13 protein-coding genes and 2 pseudogenes are annotated in these 19,228 nt (G+C 42.0%); 1 reads left to right on the top strand and 14 read right to left on the bottom strand.

Going from position 1 to position 19,228, the window contains the following annotated elements; translation table 11 throughout:
• Positions 1–126 precede the first annotated feature (126 nt).
• The 14 genes and pseudogenes from HXT35_RS04390 to HXT35_RS04325 all read right to left on the bottom strand — a co-directional run.
• Positions 127–417: pseudogene (locus HXT35_RS04390) on the bottom strand (hypothetical protein); the annotation flags it as partial.
• A 693-nt stretch (positions 418–1,110) separates the two neighbouring features.
• Positions 1,111–1,956, bottom strand: a complete 846-nt coding sequence (locus tag HXT35_RS04385; RefSeq protein ID WP_004129609.1) for a KilA-N domain-containing protein — start codon at positions 1,954–1,956, stop codon at positions 1,111–1,113.
• 240 nt (positions 1,957–2,196) lie between these two features.
• The gene (locus tag HXT35_RS04380; protein WP_004129611.1) at positions 2,197–2,370 is read right to left on the bottom strand and encodes a hypothetical protein; all 174 of its coding nucleotides are present in this window, start codon (positions 2,368–2,370) and stop codon (positions 2,197–2,199) included.
• 135 nt (positions 2,371–2,505) lie between these two features.
• Positions 2,506–3,570 carry a LacI family DNA-binding transcriptional regulator gene (locus HXT35_RS04375; protein WP_004129613.1) on the bottom strand — a complete coding sequence of 355 codons (1,065 nt, stop codon included), beginning with the start codon at positions 3,568–3,570 and terminating at the stop codon, positions 2,506–2,508.
• The gene (locus HXT35_RS04370; RefSeq protein ID WP_004129616.1) at positions 3,567–4,961 is read right to left on the bottom strand and encodes a glycoside hydrolase family 13 protein; all 1,395 of its coding nucleotides are present in this window, start codon (positions 4,959–4,961) and stop codon (positions 3,567–3,569) included. Before HXT35_RS04370 ends, HXT35_RS04375 begins: the two co-directional genes overlap by 4 nt.
• Before the next feature lie 55 nt (positions 4,962–5,016).
• Positions 5,017–5,859, bottom strand: a pseudogene (locus HXT35_RS04365) (carbohydrate ABC transporter permease).
• Positions 5,843–6,808 (bottom strand): carbohydrate ABC transporter permease, encoded by a 966-nt coding sequence (locus HXT35_RS04360; RefSeq protein WP_421787931.1) that lies wholly within the window; start codon positions 6,806–6,808, stop codon positions 5,843–5,845. The pseudogene HXT35_RS04365 and the gene HXT35_RS04360 overlap by 17 nt, the downstream one beginning before the upstream one ends.
• A 2-nt stretch (positions 6,809–6,810) precedes the next feature.
• The gene (locus HXT35_RS04355) at positions 6,811–8,091 is read right to left on the bottom strand and encodes an ABC transporter substrate-binding protein (RefSeq protein ID WP_004129621.1); all 1,281 of its coding nucleotides are present in this window, start codon (positions 8,089–8,091) and stop codon (positions 6,811–6,813) included.
• Positions 8,092–8,461: 370 nt separating this feature from the next.
• Entirely contained in the window at positions 8,462–10,009 is a 1,548-nt protein-coding gene (brnQ, locus tag HXT35_RS04350; RefSeq protein WP_155114890.1) for a branched-chain amino acid transport system II carrier protein, read from the bottom strand.
• Positions 10,010–10,238: 229 nt separating this feature from the next.
• Positions 10,239–12,035: an arginine--tRNA ligase gene (argS, locus tag HXT35_RS04345; RefSeq protein WP_004129625.1), complete on the bottom strand. Its 1,797-nt coding sequence runs from the start codon at positions 12,033–12,035 to the stop codon at positions 10,239–10,241.
• A 129-nt stretch (positions 12,036–12,164) separates the two neighbouring features.
• Entirely contained in the window at positions 12,165–14,924 is a 2,760-nt protein-coding gene (gene valS / locus HXT35_RS04340; RefSeq protein WP_421787929.1) for a valine--tRNA ligase, read from the bottom strand.
• Between the two features lie 47 nt (positions 14,925–14,971).
• Positions 14,972–16,462, bottom strand: a complete 1,491-nt coding sequence (locus tag HXT35_RS04335) for an ABC transporter substrate-binding protein (RefSeq protein ID WP_421788388.1) — start codon at positions 16,460–16,462, stop codon at positions 14,972–14,974.
• Between the two features lie 136 nt (positions 16,463–16,598).
• A complete protein-coding gene (nth, locus tag HXT35_RS04330; protein ID WP_004129633.1) occupies positions 16,599–17,270 on the bottom strand; it encodes an endonuclease III in 672 nt (223 codons plus the stop codon).
• Between the two features lie 9 nt (positions 17,271–17,279).
• Entirely contained in the window at positions 17,280–18,128 is an 849-nt protein-coding gene (locus HXT35_RS04325) for a winged helix-turn-helix transcriptional regulator (RefSeq protein ID WP_421787927.1), read from the bottom strand.
• A gap of 272 nt (positions 18,129–18,400) precedes the next feature.
• Between HXT35_RS04325 and HXT35_RS04320 the strand changes: the two genes are divergently transcribed.
• On the top strand, positions 18,401–19,192 hold the full coding sequence (locus tag HXT35_RS04320; RefSeq protein WP_421787925.1) for a beta-carotene 15,15'-monooxygenase: 792 nt from the start codon (positions 18,401–18,403) through the stop codon (positions 19,190–19,192).
• Positions 19,193–19,228 lie beyond the last annotated feature (36 nt).

The raw sequence follows: 19,228 nt of genomic DNA, 5'->3' as shown, positions 1-19,228 counted from the left end.
GTTGTTACTTAAATTCAACTCTGTTAGATGGTTTCCAGAACAATCCAATTCAGTAAGCTTTGGGTTGTTACTTAAATCCAAACTCCTTAGCTTGTTATTAGAACAATCCAATACCTCAAGCTTTGGGTTGTTACTTAAATCCAAACTCCTTAGCTTGTTATTATAACAATACAATTCCTTAAGATTTTTAAAATATTCAATTCCTTTTAAATTAGAAAGTTCTATGCTGCCTACATCAATAGATTCAATTTTTTCTATATCTTGCGGACTTAACTCTTGATCACCATCTAAATCAAAATTGTTATGTACATAAAATCTAAAATCACGATCCGGAAAGTGTTCACGATCTATCGGTACACCGCCACTTACATTGTCATCTGCATAGCTAGCTATTGGATTTAAAGACAGACAACCCATGGTCATAAATAGGGCAAGAAGTAGGCCCGTTATCCTTTTCATTTTCATTTTCATTTTCATCTCATCTCTATTTTTTATTTTTATATCTTCCATATATTCAAATGATTTATATTACTGCTTTGAAAAATTGCATAAAAATAGGCAGAAACATATACCTATCCATCAGGTATATGTTTCTGCCTATTAAAAAATTCTACGGAAAAAGAGACAGAGCTATGCTGCCTGCCTGCCTGCCTGCCTGCCTGCCTGCCTGCCTGCCTGCCTGCCTGCCTGCCTGCCTGCCTGCCTGCCTGCCTGCGAGGATTTTGTCAGTATTTCCATGGCTTGTCAACCTTTATGCATAACTTTTTAACGCACTGATTATACAAGATAAATTCCATATTGACTAGCCTTTATTTATTCTATATTCGTTGTTTACCCGTCTATTTAAATCACATCAATCTTTTCTGCATGCATTTTCTCAAGCAACTTCAAACTATGTAGGCTATCACCAATCTATCATGTGACAATTTGCCCCCGCTAGGCAGCTAACTTCTAATCGCAAAGCCGCAAGTCGCAAGCAGAAAGTCGCAAGTCGCACGCAGCAACTCGTAAGTCGCAAATAATCACATCAAAAACCTAAACAAAAGCCTACCGCAAACAAGCGCGGTAGGCTTTGTCACTCCCAATAGATGTTAGTGTGATCGACAAAAATTACTTGATGTTTCCTTCCAATTTTTTAATGCCACTATCACTAAGTTTTTCAAGTGACATTAATTGTGTTCTGGCAAGCTTTCTAAGTTCAATCATTCTTTCTTTTTGGTCCGCACCTTTACCAATAAGAACTGCATTATAGCTTTCCATATTTGCAAGCACCAACAACTCATTCAGACTTGCATAGTCTCTCATATTACCGTTCAAATCTGGATTTTCTTCACGCCACTGTTTAGCTCTCTTGTTAAACAAGGCTACATTGAGCATATCTGCTTCACTTGCATACTTGTAAGACAACTGTTCGTTGGTAAGATCTTTTAAGAGATATTCTTTAATTGCGTCCGTATGAATTTTGTAGTTAATCTTTGAAATTTCTCGATTAAGATTCCAACCTAATGATAGCTTAGAGTTTTCATCTGACTTAAGTCTTTTGTAATCTTGGATTACATACATCTTAAATTCAGCAGAAATCCATGAAGCAAATTCAAAGGCAATATCTGTATGTGCAAATGCACCACCGTATCTTCCGCCTTTTGAGATAATTCCGATTGCGTCTGTTTTTTCTACCCATTTCTTAGGGGACAGTGTAAAGGAATTATATCCAGCTTCCGATTTAATTCGGTCGAATTCGACCGAATTAAAATTCGTGTTGTTTAAGTTTTCCCATAAACCAAGAAATTCAATTGTATCTTTTCTTCTCATCCAATTTTTAATTACATCACTTGGTTCATCACTTTTATACTTAGCGATATCCGTAAGACTTATATAGTCATTTTTAAAGTCTTCAGTATAAATCTGAATAGCAAATCCCTTTGCTTCAATTATCTCTTTTTTTACTTTGGACATATGAGTTCCTCCTTTATTGATGTACGGTTTATAACATTTATTTTCGTAGTAAATGCTCTAAACAGCACACCAACTATTCGTTTTTTGATTTTAAACTTTGGTAGAAGCTCTAAAATCTTTGCTTCCCGCGTTATAAGGTGGATCTATTTAAATCACATCAATCTTTCCTGCATGCGTTTTCTCAAGCAACTTCAAACTATGCAGGCTATCACCAATCTATCATGGGACAATTTGACACCACTAGGCAGCTAACTGCTCGTCGCGTTTGCACATCTTCTTTAGATAGTCTCTTGGATTCTTACTATCCGTCAAAATGGCAACTACATCCACTACCGAAAAATACCATTCTTCTTTTTCGTTATCCCAAGTGGAACGCACTTGCTTGCCTTCAAATAATTTAATTTCATTACCCATGTTGATCCCCTTCAACTACAGTTATCCCCTCTTTAAATATCAATTTTATAATATTGCTTGATCGCTAGCAATATGAATTAACAATCGGCAACGGCGGCAACTTCTATGTAAAACTGCAAAATATATTAAAGCCAATTACTTCTTAAGAGGAGCTGCCCCAACCGATTCACGCACGATGAGGGCAGTTCCTAGTTTTTTATGCGAAACAGGCAAAGCTTCTTCATCAAAGCGTATTTGATCAATCAAACTTTCTGCAGCCAAACGTCCTTTTGAAGTAATTGGCTGATGAACCGTAGTTAATCGTGGCGTACAAATTGTAGACAAAGGCAAATCGTCATAACCAGTAATGGAAAGGTCCTCAGGCACTCGCAACCCTTGTTGTTGAGCTGCTCCAAGCACACCTAGCGCAATAATGTCACTAAACGACACAATCGCAGTAGGTCTGCATTCGAGATTAGTATCATTCCACATTTTATTAAAAACATCAGCGCCACCCTGATACGTGCAAGGCGTTTCTATAACGGTAATCTCTTTATCTTCCGGCGATAAGTTATGCTTTTTAAGCGCACGCACAACACTTGCCATGCGCCTACCAACTATTCCTTGCCATCCAGGATAATCAGTATGCGATTTCGTTTCAATTGCCGCAATACCAATGTTCCTATGACCTAAATCAATAAGTCGATCTACTAAATCTTCAAAATCATGCTCATCGTCAACTTCTACAGTTGGGACGTTAATAGGTTGAGCAGGATCCACAATCACTACAGGAACATGCTTATTCAAGATTTCAACAACTTCTGCACGTTCAGCTTCCAGGCCGCAAATTATAAAACCGCTTACTGCAGCCGTAGGAATAGCTTTTAACATTGAACCTCTTAATGGAGGAACAAGCATCAAAGTGTAGCCTTCCGACTGGCAAACCTGCCCAATTCCTTGAATCAAAAGTGAATAATAAGGATTTTGCAAAATCGTATCAATACCTTGCGGAAGCAACAATCCCAAAGCGTTCGAAGAATTTGTACGCAATGCTCTAGCTGTTGCACTTCGCACATATCCCATTTCTTCAGCAGTTTGCATAATATGTTCAACCGTCGCCTCAGATAGTTTTGACGGATCATTATATGCAAAAGATACTGCAGACTTGGAAACATTAGCTTTTTCTGCAACATCCTTAATAGTCACTCTACGAACATTCATAGTTTCCCCGCGGCTTCACCCTCATACATTATAATGGATTTTTCTCCCATACGATACTGGTTACCTATTATACTTGGCACACCAAATAGCGAACGATCCATACGCACTGGCAAATCATCACAATTAATGTAAGCTCCAGATCCGCGATGCACTAAGCATAAGCATGCACGCCCTGAAGGCAAAGTACGAGTAATACACACAGTATGTTTACCTAAAGCAGCTACATGCTGCCTGCCATATTGGAGAGCAGCATTTTCTCTACGCAGACGCATTAATTTGCAAACTGTTTTACGAACAGATAAATTCCAAGCATTCTCATTCCAAATCATAGGAGCGCGGCAACCTGGATCATTTTCTCCCTCCATGCCATTTTCATCGCCGTAATACACCATAGGAGCACCATCAGCAGCGAATAACAACGCATAAGCTAAATTCTCAGCGTCTTCAGCAGGCGTATCCCAAGCATATTCATGAGCTTTTGTGCGCGTAAGCAATCGCTCAGTATCGTGACTCCCAAGCAAATTCAACATACAAGATCGGTGTTCTTCTGGAATATCGTTATACAAAGCATTCATGCCATCTGCAAAATCATAAGCATCCAATGTTTCATCAGCGCAAAAACCTAGGACTAAATCACGAACAGTATAATTCATGGTTCCATCCATAAGTTCCGGCGTAAGCCATTGAGAAGGATTACGCCATTCTTCAGCCACTAAGTATTTATCGTCACCAAAAGATTTCACTACTTTATGGAAACCTTTCCAAAATGTTTTATTGACGAAATATGGAACATCTAAACGCCAACCATCAATACCACGATTTAACCAATATTTAGCAACGTTATAGTGGTGTCTACGCACTTCTGGATTATATACATTCCATTTTGGCAAATAGTAGCATCCGGAACATGTTTTATAATTTGGTTCCGGATGAGGCACTACAGGAAAACCCTCTACTGAAAACCAATTAACATATTGCGATTGTTCGCCATTACGCACAACATCTTGAAATGCCCAGTGGCCTATTCCACAATGATTGAATACACCATCTAAAACTACACGAATCTGCAATTCATGAGCGCGCTTAATAAATTCATCAAAATCTGCGTCATTCCCAAGTCGAGAATCAATTTTGAAATAATCAGTAGCGTCATAGCGATGATTCGTATCTGCTTGGAAAATTGGAGTGAGGTATAAAGAATTGACACCCATATCCGCAAGATATGGCAGATGCTCCCTAATCCCTTTCAAATCACCACCGAAAAAATTATCCCTAGTTGGAGATTTATCCCATGATTCTACAGGATTAGGGTTAATAGAAGCATTTGCATTTGCGAATCGCTCCGGAAAAATCTGATAGAATACGCTTGATTTTACCCATTCAGGTTGCATGACTTGTTCCTAACAAATAGTAAATTTTACAAATTACGAAAGTTTTATCACTTCTTCAATCTTTAAGACCAGTAGAAGCGATTCCTCGTTCAAGAGCTTTTTGGAAGAAGAAGAAAATAATGATTGATGGCAAAGTTGACGTCAAAGTTCCAGCCATTAAATAATTCCATGAAGTACCATAACGTCCAACAAAACCGCTTAATCCGATTTGAATAGTACGCATTTCTTCTGCATTTGTAACCAACAGAGGCCACAGGAAATCATTCCATGCAAATAGGAATGAGAATACACCAAGAGTTGCAAGAGCAGGCTTAGAAAGTGGCAGAATAACTTTAATAAAAATACCAAGGCTTGAACATCCGTCAATTCTTGCAGCTTCATCTAGTTCGCGCGGGATAGTACTAAAATGCTGGCGCAGCAAAATAATGCCGAACACATCAGCTAAACGCGGAACTGTTAAAGCTGCCATAGTATCAATCCAACGCAACTGAGCGATAATACCGTACATTGGTATAACTGTTACGAAGGCTGGAACCATGAAAGCAGAAAGCAGCAACACGAATAATATTTTCTTCCCAGGAAACTCTAATCGAGCAAAAGCAAAAGCTGCCATAGCATCAAACGCAAGATGACCAACTACAATAATTGCCGACATAATCAAGCTATTAATATAATAGTTTGCGAACGGAGCGCTTTGCCAAGCGTGCAGATAATTTTCCCAATGCCATGATGTTGGAATTACTGATTGAACAGCATACGTTTCGGCTTTTGTTTGCAACTACGTTGTAAACATCCACATAAATGGAATAAGTACCGAAGCTGCACCAATAATGAGCACAATATGTCGAGCAAGATGCAACGAACGCAATCTCGTAAAGACTTTACTTATTTTCTGCATTGCTTACCTTCCATTGCACAAGAGTTACGATAAGTACCAATACCAGCGACGCTATTGCGATTGCTGTGCCATAACCAAAATTGCCTAACCTAAATGCTTGACGATACATAAACATTCCTAGTACGTCAGTGCCCCCTCGAGGACCACCTTCAGTAAACACGTAAATTAAATCAAATGATTGGAAACTACTAATCAGCGCTTGCACAACCACGAAGAATGTCATTGGTCTTAACAGAGGAACTGTAATATAACGCAGCTGTTGCCAGCTCGTAGCACCATCAAGACTTGCTGCTTCATAAGTTGACTTAGAAAGAGATTGCAAAGCAGTCAAATATAGAATGATATTAAAACCGAGGTTCTTCCAAACCTTAAGAAATATAGTAGCAAATAATGCTAGCCACTTATCGTGGAGCCAGTCGGGTCCTGCAATACCTAGGGATGAGAGTACAGAATTTACAAGACCCGATGGATCCAACATATATTTCCATACAATTGCTACAGCCACCGAGGAGGTAACGACAGGAAGGAAATATATGGTGCGATACAATCCGCGAGCGCGAATTGGCGCATCTAGTAATACCGCAAAAATCAAGCCGGAAATAACCGATAGCACAGCTACGCCAAACGCATATATAACAGTCACGGTTAAACTATTCCAAAATTCTGGATCTTTAGATAGTTTTACATAATTCTTCAATCCAATAAAATCTGGATTTGCAGAAAAACCGTTCCAATTCGTTAAGCTCGTGTAGGCTGCAGAAATAATTGGATAAAAAGTGAAGATGACGAGAATCACTAATCCAGGAAGCAATAATCCCCACGCTGTGAGAATTTGCTCCCATTTTCCTACAGTTTTATGACCATTTTGCATCAGCTTACTACTGCCAACTTTTACGTTGTCAATAGCAGCTGTCTGCTTATTTTTTAGCTGTGCTATCGGGTTACGCATGATTACTTACCTTGCGCTATTACGTCGTTGACTGCTTTTTCTGCATTCTTTAATGCAGTATCAACATTTACTTCGCCAGAAAATGCTTTTTCCATTTCCTTTGCGAATGCCAACGAAATCTGTGGATATAGTTTGGTGTTTGGACGAGTATGAGCAGTTGCCATTTGTTCAATGTATGGCATCAAGCGAGGCTCTTTCTTCTCAACCCAAGAACGATACTCTGCGTTGCTAGCAGCACTCTTTGTTGCAGGCAGGAAGCCAGTAGACTCGCACCAATCAAGAACTTGCTTATCTTGCAAGAACCAAGTCACAAATTCAGCAGCGGCTTTTACTTTTGCATCATCATTATTAAACAGCATTGCCTGTTCTCCGCCAAGGTTGGTAGATGGCTTACCACCTTCAGGGGTTGGCAATGGCGCTGCAGCAAACTCAAATGGAGGATCAGCAGCCCAAATACCTACCATCCATGAGCCTTCCTGAGCAGAACCACCTTGACCTTTTTCGAACTTACCCCATCCTGCGTATGGGCTCACTCCGCTTTTAATAAGATCCATCCAGAAGTTTGCAGCTTTCTTACCTGCAGGAGTGTTAAATGCTGCAGCAGAGTTATCTTTCTTTAAGAATTCGCCACCAGCTTGCCAAAGATTGACTTGGAAGTTCCAGGTAAGAGCCTCACCACTGTCTCCTGCTTCAGTTGGCAAATCGTAACCTGGAAGACCAGTCTTATCCTTAATCTGCTTGGCCATTTGCTTTAATTCATCCCAAGTTTTTGGCGGCTTATCTGGATCTAAACCAGCCTTCTTAAATACTGTGCGATTATACATATACGCAAGATTATTGGCTGACATTGGAACTGATACTAAATGACCGTCAATTGAACCGAAATTCTTTAATGCTGGGTTAATATTATCAATTACTTCAGGCTTGAGAAGCTTTTTTAAGTCTGCAGATTTGCCAATTTGCGCCATTTGAGGCATCCAAATCAAATCACCTATGGCCATATCAGGCAAAGTATTTGACGTAGCAGATGCACGTAATTTTGTTAAGAAATCAGCATTAGGAACATTTGTAGTTTTAATCTCAATGTTCTTGTGCGAAGCATTAAATGCTTTTACTTTTTTATCGAAAGCATCTGCATTAGCACCATCCCAGTAGTGCCAAACAGAAACGGTCGTTTTACCTTGAGTATTACTTGTAGAGCTTGTGCCGCCACCGCATGCAGTAAGAGACAGCGCAGCAGCGAGCATCATAGAGATTGCTCCAAACTTTTTTAGTTTCAACATCGTTGTTCTTCCTTAGAAATATTTAGAGAAACTTAAAGGTTCTTGGACATACCGCCCAATGAATCATTTGATATATAGCAACGCCAGACTTATGCTGCAAACAGCGTCGTTTACTCCTTTCACTCATGAACAACCACTTTTGTCAATGCCTCAACATCGAGCATTAGACGCGTGCCTTTTGTATCTTGCTTTACTGGCTAAGCGAGAATTACTTTAGATTGCACATTATTTTGTTCGTTATTGAAATATACTAAATCGTTCCAATAAATAAGTCAAGTACGCGTTTTAACAAAAATCGCCATATCCTGTTACGTAAAATACGCATCAAAATATGGCGATTATTATGACGTCTACGCGACGCTACAAAACTTTAGGATTGCTCACTAAAATTAGGTTCATCAACGTTCGACTTAGCGAAGTCAGCAGGCTCGTTAAACTCAGCATTGCTTGAAGAATAATCATCGTCGCTAGCAACGCTACCTTCAAGATCTGGGCCAGAAGCTGCACGAGCCACTTCTTCCATGCCTTTGTTGTCACATAAAACCATGCGCACATAGCCAACAACAAATCCAACAACAGCTGGGCAAACCCAAGCCATGCCAAATTCCGAGAACGGCAACCAGTTTTGAGCAACAATCAACATATCGTTCATATGCAATGCGTTGCGCAAAGCTGTTGGCGAACTATTCAAAAAGTCAAATACAGCTGCAACGCCAGTAAAACCAAGTGTCCAAGCGTACACGACTTTGGAATTTCCAAAAAGTCGACCGCACAAAGCCAAAAGAATAAGCACGATTGACAGTGGATACAAGAACATCAATACTGGAACAGCGTATTCGATGATTGCGCTCAAACCAAAGTTTGCAAGACCAAACGAAACAAGCGTAATCAATACAGCCCAAACACGGTAGCTAGGCCCCTTAGGGAATAACTTAGAGAAAGTTTCCGAGCAGCTTACAATTAAGCCAACCGCAGTCTTTAAGCATGCAAGAGTTACAGTTGCAGCAAGCACGAATAAGCCAACGTTACCAAGATGGTAGCGTGCAACTTGCGCCAAAGTTACGCCACCGTTTTCCGCAGGTGGGAACAGAGCGCGGCTACGCACGCCAACAACAACAATCGCAACATAAATCACTGCCATAAGCAAGCAGCTAAAGAATCCAGAGCGAGCAGTATTCACTGCCACATCTTTAGGATCCTTTACACCGAACTGACGAATGGTGCTAACAACCACAATTCCAAATGCCAAGCTAGCTAAAGCATCCATTGTGTTGTAACCATCTAAGAATCCTGTAAAGAATGACTTATTAACGTAATTTCCCATAGGAGCAGCATCCGCAGAAGCGCCGCTTACAGGAGAAAATAGTGCTGTAAATACCAAAATCGCTAGGAACACAAGGAAGATTGGCGTAAGAACTTTACCAACCCACGTAAGTATTCCGCTCGGCTTCATAGCAAAGAAGAACGCAAGCGCAAAGAACACTACTGAGAACAAGAATAAGTAAAGCTGACCGTTTCCATCTTGCGGAACAACGCGCTCTAAGCCAACAGTGTACGAAGTTGTTGCGCAGCGTGGGATTGCAAAGAACGGGCCGATTGTTAAATACAGCACACAAGTGAAGAACATGCCGTACTTTTTGCTAGCTTTGCTTGAAAGCTCAAAAAGGCCGTTTGCGCGGCTCATTGCAAGAGCCGTAACACCAAGTAATGGCAAACCAACGCCAGTAACAATAAAGCCGATTGTTGCAGGAGCAGAATTGTTTCCTGCGTTAGCACCAAGAAATACTGGGAAAATAAGGTTTCCAGCGCCAAAGAACATGCCAAACAACATGACCGCCACGTATGCGGATTCAATAATTGTCAAGTTCCTTTTTTTCGGGGCACTGTCTGTGCTGACACTTTGTGTTGTGACGCTCATGCTACACCTCCTATATGGTGAAAAATTGTTTAAGCATATTATTTAACGCATTTAATAACAAAACTGAAACCGAAAAATAATATTAGGGGGTATATTAATAAATCGCATGTACTTAATCGGAAAAAGTTATAATCCGCGCGTGTCTCCTAATTAAAAATAAAAGGACGCTAGCATAAAAACTAACGTCCTAAATAAAAAGCAAATGCGCAATAATAGCAAATGCGCTAAATCACATCTTTTCTGGAGCAGAAACACCAAGCAAATCAAGGCCTTCTGCAATTACTGTGCGCACAGCCTCGTTAAGCTTAAGCCTGGCTGCAGCGCGTGCTGGCTCTGGGCACTTTGCAATGCGAGCCGCCTCACGCTCTTCTTCTGGCAAGCGATTTTCTGGGTCGCTTAACTCCATTGGCACTACGCGCTCAAGGTTGTACCACTTGTGGTAGCTTGCGGCCAAATCCTCAAGATAATGCGCAACGCGGTGAGGAGCGCGCAAATCGCCAGCTTGTGCCAAAGCAGCAGGCCATTGCGCCAAAGCAGCCAGCACTTCGCCATCTGCCTCGGTGTTAAGCAAGCTTAAATCAGCGCCATCTTGCGTAATTCCAGCATCCGCAGCGTTACGAGCCACATTGCAGCTTCGCGCGTGAGCGTATTGCACATAATACACAGGATTATCGTTGCTGTGAGAAGCGAGCAAATCCAAATCAATATCAACGCTTGTGTTGTAGTCAGTGCGAGCAAGCGAGTAGCGCGAAGCATCAACGCCAATTGCATCAACTAAATCGTCAATAGTAATAACGTTTCCAGCACGCTTACTCATGCGCACAGGCTTACCATCTTTCATAACGTTCACAAGCTGGCCAATAAGAATCTGCATATTTTCGCCAGGATTATCTCCAAAAGCAGCGCACATTGCCATCATTCGACCGATATATCCGTGATGATCCGCGCCGAGCATGTAGATTGCTACGTCTGCAGGATTCTGTTCGCGGTGGCGCTTGTTGCGATAGTATGCAATATCTGCAGCAAAGTAAGCGTAGTTTCCGTCGGACTTAATAATTACGCGATCTTTATCGTCGCCATGCTTAGTGGATTCAAACCAAGTTGCTCCGTCTTTTTCAAAAATGTCTCCACGCTCACGCAAGTCTGCAATAGCGCGTTCGACTTCGCCATCCTCGTACAGGCTGTTTTCGTGGAACCACACGTCGAAACCAACGCGAAAATCGCGCATGGACTTGCGAATTTCGGCAAACATCATTGGCACTGCGCGCTTGCGGAACTCTTCGCGCTGCTCGGAATCTCCTTCGCCAAGCGGCAAACCTTCCTCGTCTTTTCCAAGATCGACTCTAGGCAAAGAAAGAATATCAACGCCATCCGCATTCGCTTCTTTTATAACAGCGTCCGCGATTTCGTTAATATACGCGCCTTTGTAGCCGTCTGCAGGCGTTTCTTCGCCGTGAGCTGCCGCAACTAAAGACTTTGCAAAACGGTTAATTTGCTCGCCGTGATCGTTGAAGTAGTATTCGCGCACAACTTTTGCGCCGTTTGCTTCCAAAACTCGAGCCATTGAATCACCAACTGCAGCCCAGCGAGTTCCACCAATATGAATTGGACCAGTTGGGTTTGCTGAAACAAACTCAAGATTTAAGGTTTTGCCGCCCAAGTGAGCATTCTTACCAAAATCCGCACCCTGCTTTAAGACTTCGTCTACGACTGCCGCCGCAGAAGCAGAATCAAGCGTTATGTTAATAAAGCCAGGACCTGCCACTTCTACAGATGCAATACCTTCCGCTTCTTGCAAGCGCTCTGCAAAAAGTTCAGCTAAATCGTGAGGCTTCATACCAGCTTTTTTAGCAAGCTGCATAGCAACGTTCGTAGCCCAATCGCCGTGTGCGCGATCTTTTGGCCTCATAACTGCAAGTTTTTCGGCAGCAGGAATCAAATCTTCTGTTAGACTGCCAGCTTTACCGTTTGCTACTAAATCTTTAGCAATTTTTTCAATTAATTCACTTAAGCTTTCTGGATTCATGGTTTACAGTCTAGCGTTACCGCGCGATGCTTAGCGATTAAATACACAAAAAGCGCTGGAGTCGAAGATTGACTTCCAGCGCTTTTGTTTTGCAATTAATTATTTTCGATTACTTGCAATTACTGGCAATTACTTCTTTTTTGCAGGAGCTTCGCCAAGTTCGCTTTGAGCAACAGAAACGTTTACGTTAGCTGCATCAGATTCCGCAGATTCAGATTCAGAAGAATCTCCAGTATCTGCAGCCTTAACAGCGTTAAGCTTTACTTCTCCAGTAACGCGACCCGCTTCAGCAACGTCATCCAAAGTAGCTTCAACAGCCTTATAAGCGTTTTCTGCTACGTTCAAAGTCACTTGCAAAATAGGAGTCTTCACAGAAACTTTTGCTTCGGACTTAATCTTGCGCAAAGTAGCCAAAGCCTCACCTGCATAAGCCAAAGTGTCTGCAGAAACACCGTTTGCAGCAGCCTCGTAAGCCTTAGCGCATGGCCAGCTTGCACGATGCACAGAACCTTCGCCGTCATGCATCCAGCTCCACACTTCTTCCGTAGCGTAAGGCAAGTAAGGAGCAAGCAGGCGAGCCAAAGCATCGAGCGCAAGACCAAGAGTTGTGCGAGCAGACTTTACAGCAGCTTCGCTTGGAGTACGTCCAGTGGATTCTGCAGTACCGTAAGCACGATTCTTTGCAAGCTCAATGTAATCGTCACAGAACTCCCAGAAGAAGGTTTCGATTGCTTCCAAAGCCTTAGAATGCTCGTAAGATTCAAGCGCATCAGTTGCAGTACGAATAACGGATGCAAGCTTTGCCATAACAGAGCGATCCAAAACTTCCGTAACGTCTGCAAAATTCCAGTCCGCTGTAGCAGACTCAAGAACCTGATGCTCCTCATCTTCGCGGCCAATTGCGAGCGCAAACTTCGTAGCGTTCAAAAGCTTAATCGCAAGACGGCGACCAATCTTCATTTGACCTTCGTCGTAAGTTGCATCCAAGCCGAGTTTTGCAGAAGTTGCCCAGTAGCGTACAGCATCCGCACCAAACTCTTCAATTGGCTTATTTGGCACAACCACGTTGCCCTTAGATTTAGACATCTTCTTGTGGTCTGGGTCAAGAATCCAGCCAGAAAGCGCAGCATGCTTCCAAGGCAAGCAGCCGTTTTCAAGATGCGCGCGGTCAACCGTGCTAAATAGCCAAGTACGAATAATATCCTGGCCTTGTGGGCGCAAATCCATTGGGAAAGTAGCCTTAAACAAAGCTTGATTTTCCTCACCTGGCTCTTCCCAACGAGTCACAATTTGTGGAGTTAAGGAAGATGTTGCCCAAGTGTCCATAATGTCTTGCTCAGCAGTAAAGCCGTTTGGCTGATCTCGCTGAGATTCGTCGAATCCTTCTGGAACGTCAATAGTTGGGTCGATTGGCAAACGATCTTCGCTAGGCGTCAAAGGATGCTCGTAATCCACTTCCCCATTTTCGTTTACCGGATACCAAAGTGGGAATGGTACGCCGAAGAAGCGCTGGCGAGAAATAAGCCAGTCACCGTTCAAACCGTGAACCCAATTCTCGTAGCGCACGCGCATAAAGTCTGGGTGGAAGTTAAGTTCCTTGCCGCGCTCAATAAGCTCAGCGTTCAGCTTTTCGTCCGTGCCGCCGTTCTTTAAATACCACTGGCGAGAAGTGACGATTTCCAAAGGCTTATCGCCCTTTTCGTAGAAGTTCGTCATACGCTTTGTTGGCTTTGGATCGCCTTCCATATCTCCAGCAGCTTGCAAAGCTTCAACAACTTCCTTGCGAGCAGAGAACGTGGTTTTACCAGCAATTTTCTCAAACATTTCACGGCCAGACTCATCCGTAATCCAATCAGGAGTGGTCATCACAATGCGGCCGTTACGCTGAATAATTGGTCGAGTTGGCAAACTCAAGTCGCGCCACCACTCAACGTCTGTTACGTCACCGAAAGTGCAGCACATTGCAATGCCGGCACCCTTGTCCATTTGAGCAGCAGAATGAGCCAAAATCGGAACCTTCACCTTAAACAGTGGCGAATAAACTTCCTGACCAAAGTACTTCTTGTAACGCTCATCTTCTGGATTTGCAATCAAAGATGTGCAAGCAGCAAGTAATTCTGGGCGCGTGGTTTCAATATAAATTGGCGTACCATCTTCGAAACGGAACGCAATCTTATGGTAGAAACCAGGATATTCGCGCGATTCAAGCTCTGCCTGAGCAACAGCAGTCTGGAATGTAACATCCCACAAGCCTGGAGCATCTTTTTGATAAGCTTCTCCGCGCGAAAGATTGCGCAAGAATGCTTTTTGTGCAACTCGGCGAGGCTGCTCGCCAATAGTGTGGTAAGTTTGCGACCAGTCTACAGAAAGACCAAGCCTGCGCCACAAAGCTTCAAACAGCTTCTCATCTTGAGAAGTTAAGCGTTCGCAAAGCTCAATAAAGTTCTGTCGGCTTACAGGAACCTGATCTTTTGCCTCAATCTTCTTACCTTCAGTGCCTTCAAAAGGCGGCTTAAAATCAGGATCATATTTAAGAGAAGTGTCTACGCGCACGCCGTAATAGTTTTGAACGCGGCGCTCTGTTGGCAAGCCGTTATCATCCCAACCCATTGGGTAGAACACGTCAAAGCCTTGCATTCTCTTATAACGCGCAATCACATCCGTATGCGTGTAAGAAAATACGTGACCTACGTGCAAGTGGCCACTAACGGTTGGAGGTGGAGTATCAATAGAATATACGGCCTTGCGGTCGCGGGAATTGTGGAAAGCGTAAGTCTTGGCTTCTTCCCAATTATTACGCCACTTGTCTTCAAGACCATCAACACCAACCTTGTTAGGCAATGGTGTTAAATGTGCGTGTTTTACTGCGTTATTATCCTGTTCACTCATGAACTGAATATTAGAAACTCAGTTCGACAACGCAAATCTTACTCTTTCTACTTCACGCTTACATCGTACAATGGAAGCAGCTGATCAGTCATATTCTTTGTGTAACCGCTTATATTAGATTTCACAGCCATTATGCTTTTACGAGCATAAAGCCAGTGTGCTGCAGCATTATTGCTTACTTCGCGCGCATAAGCACGAACGTTTGCTTCATATTCGGAAGCATTTCTTGAGTGGACTGCATTCGCCCAAGCCTGCTGAGCTCGAGAATCCTGCAAAACAAACGGAGATCCGCTTTCTGCAAAAGCACCTTCATCTAAAGTATTACTCAAAGTTGTAAGAGCAATATCATATTTGCCTTCGCTTATACGCTGTTGCAAAGTTTTTTGATCAACCTCTTCAAGATTGACCTTAAAACCGCTTACAGAGCTAATTTGCTTAGACAGTTCGCGGCCAACATCGCCTTCGCCCTGCGGAACAAGGAAGCTAATAGTTCCTAAATAACTTGAGCTGAAGTAATGGAAAAGTGGGCCAGCTTTTGCAGGATTATAAGGATACAATCCAGTTAAATCTTCATATCCTGTTGAAAGAGGGTCAATAGGTCCGCCTACAGGAACACCACCATTACCATCAGCAGCCATCACTGTTTGCACATTCATAGCGTATCTAGCAGCTTTACGCGCTTGCTCATCACAGAAAATAGATGCAACAGTCGAGTTAAATGCAAGGAATCGAACGCGAGTGCTTTGGCCTTCAACCATTTTTGTATCCGCAATAGCAGCAAGACGCTTGTTTTCATTGCCTTCAAGCGGAACAGCCATCTGAATATTGCCTTTTTCCATAGCATCTGCCAAAGCGGTATCACTATCAAAATATTGCAAAGTAATACTTGCGCAAGATGCAGGCGTACCCCAATATCTATTATTGCGCACAAGCACCAAAGAATGTCCTTTATTGTAACTGCTAACAGTAAAAGGACCAGTTCCTAAAGCACCATTCGCATAATCAATAGCAACAGCTTTAGTGTCATACACTATTCCAGCTCTACCCGAAAGTCGACGTAAAAGTAAAGCGTTAGGCTTTGTGAGCGTAAAAACTACAGTATGATTATCTGGGTTAGCAACTGTTTTAATAGTGTTTAAAGCTTCATAACCTGGATAATTATTAGTAATTCCTTGCTGCAATGATTGCAACACAGAATCAGAATTCATAACGTCACCGTTGGAAAATCGCACACCTTGGCGCAAATTAAAACGATACGTTAATCCATCTTGAGAAACATCCCAAGATTGTGCCAAGCCAGGCTGCAAACTGTTATCGTCACCACGTTTTACGAGAGTTTCATACACGTTGCCAATTAACGCCTGCTGCAAAGAATCGCTGCTATCTTTACGAATATCAAGAGAATCCGGAGCCGTTCTTAAACCGACTTTTAACACCGAATTACCAGCAGGATGCGTAAAAGAATCAATAGGCGAACGCCCTTGGTATATCTGCCATCCAAGCCACAAAACACCAATCATTACTACAGAAACAACCATGAATACAACCCATGGAACCCAACCTGCACTAGAACGACCATGAGATGATCTGTAAGTACGATATGCGTATTTGCCTGTTCTTGACATAGTTCATAGTTTATATCAACAACTGAATGTAGAACAACACACAATTGCATTAAACGAATATATTAGACGAAGGACATGTTGTTTTTAGAGGGCATGAAGCGCATCTGGGATTGCGAGCAGTGCATATTTTTCTGCCGTGCAAAATAAGACGGTGAGAAAGATTAGTCCAATCTGCAGGGTCAAAATAAGATGTTATTTCCTTCTCAATAGATTCTGGATTTGCATACTTTTTAGGCTTATTGCAATCTCTACGCCAACCTAAACGGCCTGTGACGCGTATTACGTGAGTATCTACAGGAAAACCAGGCAATCCAAAAGCATTCCCTCTAACAACATTAGCCGTTTTACGACCAACTCCAGGCAAAGATGTTAAATCTTCCATTCTTGAGGGGACTACGCCATGAAAATCGCTTTCCAAACGCACAGACAGCGCAATAATATGCTGAGCTTTTACTCGATAAAATCCAAGAGGTTTAATAATAGATTCGACTTGCTTAACTGAAGCCGCAGAAAGCGAACGTGAATCTGGAAAAGTATCAAAAAGTTCCGGAGTTACAGAGTTAACTCGCTTATCGGTTGTTTGAGCGCTTAAAACAGTAGCAATAAGCAGCTCAAAAGGATTAGAAAAATTAAGCGCACATTTAGGATCAGGTATTTCCTTGCAAAGAAGCGCATACTCTTCGTGCATACGCGCAAGTTTTTCCTGTTTTGATTCTTTCATACTACAACTTTATAAGTTCGTTGAAGAAACATCTGCATTAGATACAGTATCTTGTAAATTTTTAGAAACACTGTCCGAAGCACTGGAATCAGAAGTTAATTCACCATTTGAATCGTTGGGAGCATCTTCATTCACATCGCTATTTTCTTCCGCCTCAGACGGATCAAAACGATACCCAACATTTCTTACCGTACCAATTAAATGCTCGTACTCAACACCAAGCTTAGCGCGAAGACGTCGAATATGAACGTCAACTGTTCGAGTGCCACCGTAGTAGTCGTATCCCCAAACTTCCTGAAGCAAATGTGCTCTAGTAAACACTCTCCTAGGATTCTGCACAAAATACTTTAGCAATTCAAATTCTTTATAAGCTAAATCAACAGGACGGCCATGCAAACTCACTGTATAACTGCGCATATCAACAACAAGATCACCTGAGCGCATTGTTCCATCATCAACAGCAGAATCATTAATTTTAGAATCTTGAGATTGCACGAACGGCCCATTACTTGCAATACGCTGAGAAGCTAAGCGCAATCTTCCTTCTACTTCTGCAGGTGAAGCGCTTGTAAGAACAACGTCATTAATATTCCATGAGGAATTTACTACAGTAAATCCACCTTCTGTAAGAACTAATACGACTGGAACTGTAATATTTTCAGCGCGCAAAAGAGCGCATAAAGATTTAACCAAAGCCAAATCTTCACGAGCATCAATTAGAAGAACTGTTTGCGCAGGAAGTTTAGATAAACTCGCAGAATCTAATGAAAGGACGCGCACTCTATGAGAAAGCAGCGCTAGCGAAGGCAAAACAGTTGCCGGAGAAGCGCACGAAGTCATCAACGTAATATCGGTCATGTGATGCCTCCAGCCAACAAATAATGCAATGCCAAATACAAGCCTTTACAGGAATTGTAAACCATGCTACGAAAAATATCGACTTAACTTTAATTTATTTCGCATAAAGTTGCGCCAACAATACAGCAATCCAAAAGTTCTATGTAATCAACAATCGCAAAAAATAAGTGCAGGTTGTAAGCTACATTAGTAATAAGAAATAAGTAATATGCAGCAAGTTTATACACATATTACTATTCATAAGAGCGAATATTTACCGTACTGGGAGTGCTATGAGCGACGAAACACATATCTGCAACAAACAAGTGCAGAACGATGCTAATTCTTGTACTAGCACTCAAAAACAAGCACATATTCCTCACACTAATTTTCTAACAATGATTGCAAGCCAGATTTTTGTTGTGATGCTAATTGCAGGAGCATCTGCACTACCAATAGCAACAGCAAAAATAACTCTTGTTATTTGTGCGCTTATACTTTTAACTTTCCTTACTTTTTGGCCGCTGCACGGAAATGTTATTGATCGAGCTATTGCTTTATTATCCTGCATAGCTTCAGCATGGTGCGCAACTCTTGCACTAAAAGGCTGGCTTCCACAAAGCGTTATTATTGACAATGAAACTGTTTCAATGAGTAAATTCATTGCAGCAATACGACCTTATGAACGCTGGTCTGTGTCATTTGCGCTAATTCTTGTAGCAGCAACATTCATAACTTTCTTAAGACAAATGTTACGCGAAAACCGCACAAATTTAGTTAGAAACCTTTCTCACACTCTAACAGCAAGTATTGCTTGTGCAGCTCTTCCCGGCTGGATGTTTTTGCCTTCTATTATTAGATTTATGCCATCTTTGCGCAACACAGAAGGCGGAATATTTGTTGCTGCACTATGCATATTGATGGTAATTTTGCTTTCCGGACTATCGTATTTGTGGGTTAGAAATAATTGCAAAAACTACTACGAAAATAACGTGACTAACAACATTGCTATTTCGTTACTTCCGATAATGTTTTCAGGAATGTTGATTTATATTGCAGGACTTGGTATGCTAGTGGTTGCATGAAAATGCATTATAGGTTTCCCTTGTGAGTTTATTTTT

This window comes from Gardnerella sp. DNF01141 (genome assembly GCF_049244255.1).
GTDB lineage: Bacteria > Actinomycetota > Actinomycetes > Actinomycetales > Bifidobacteriaceae > Bifidobacterium > Bifidobacterium vaginale_E.
The sequence above is the reverse complement of the archived record's forward strand: the minus strand, read 5'-3'. Positions and strand labels throughout refer to the sequence as shown.

Coding starts and splice junctions, on each gene's coding strand:
- HXT35_RS04320 (WP_421787925.1), top strand. CDS start 18,401: ATGAGCGACGAAACACATATCTGCAACAAACAAGTGCAGAACGATGCT.
- valS (WP_421787929.1), bottom strand. CDS start 14,924: ATGAGTGAACAGGATAATAACGCAGTAAAACACGCACATTTAACACCA.
- argS (WP_004129625.1), bottom strand. CDS start 12,035: ATGAATCCAGAAAGCTTAAGTGAATTAATTGAAAAAATTGCTAAAGAT.
- HXT35_RS04380 (WP_004129611.1), bottom strand. CDS start 2,370: ATGGGTAATGAAATTAAATTATTTGAAGGCAAGCAAGTGCGTTCCACT.
- HXT35_RS04335 (WP_421788388.1), bottom strand. CDS start 16,462: ATGGTTGTTTCTGTAGTAATGATTGGTGTTTTGTGGCTTGGATGGCAG.
- nth (WP_004129633.1), bottom strand. CDS start 17,270: ATGAAAGAATCAAAACAGGAAAAACTTGCGCGTATGCACGAAGAGTAT.
- HXT35_RS04370 (WP_004129616.1), bottom strand. CDS start 4,961: ATGCAACCTGAATGGGTAAAATCAAGCGTATTCTATCAGATTTTTCCG.
- HXT35_RS04355 (WP_004129621.1), bottom strand. CDS start 8,091: ATGTTGAAACTAAAAAAGTTTGGAGCAATCTCTATGATGCTCGCTGCT.
- brnQ (WP_155114890.1), bottom strand. CDS start 10,009: ATGAGCGTCACAACACAAAGTGTCAGCACAGACAGTGCCCCGAAAAAA.
- HXT35_RS04360 (WP_421787931.1), bottom strand. CDS start 6,808: ATGCGTAACCCGATAGCACAGCTAAAAAATAAGCAGACAGCTGCTATT.
- HXT35_RS04375 (WP_004129613.1), bottom strand. CDS start 3,570: ATGAATGTTCGTAGAGTGACTATTAAGGATGTTGCAGAAAAAGCTAAT.
- HXT35_RS04385 (WP_004129609.1), bottom strand. CDS start 1,956: ATGTCCAAAGTAAAAAAAGAGATAATTGAAGCAAAGGGATTTGCTATT.
- HXT35_RS04325 (WP_421787927.1), bottom strand. CDS start 18,128: ATGACCGATATTACGTTGATGACTTCGTGCGCTTCTCCGGCAACTGTT.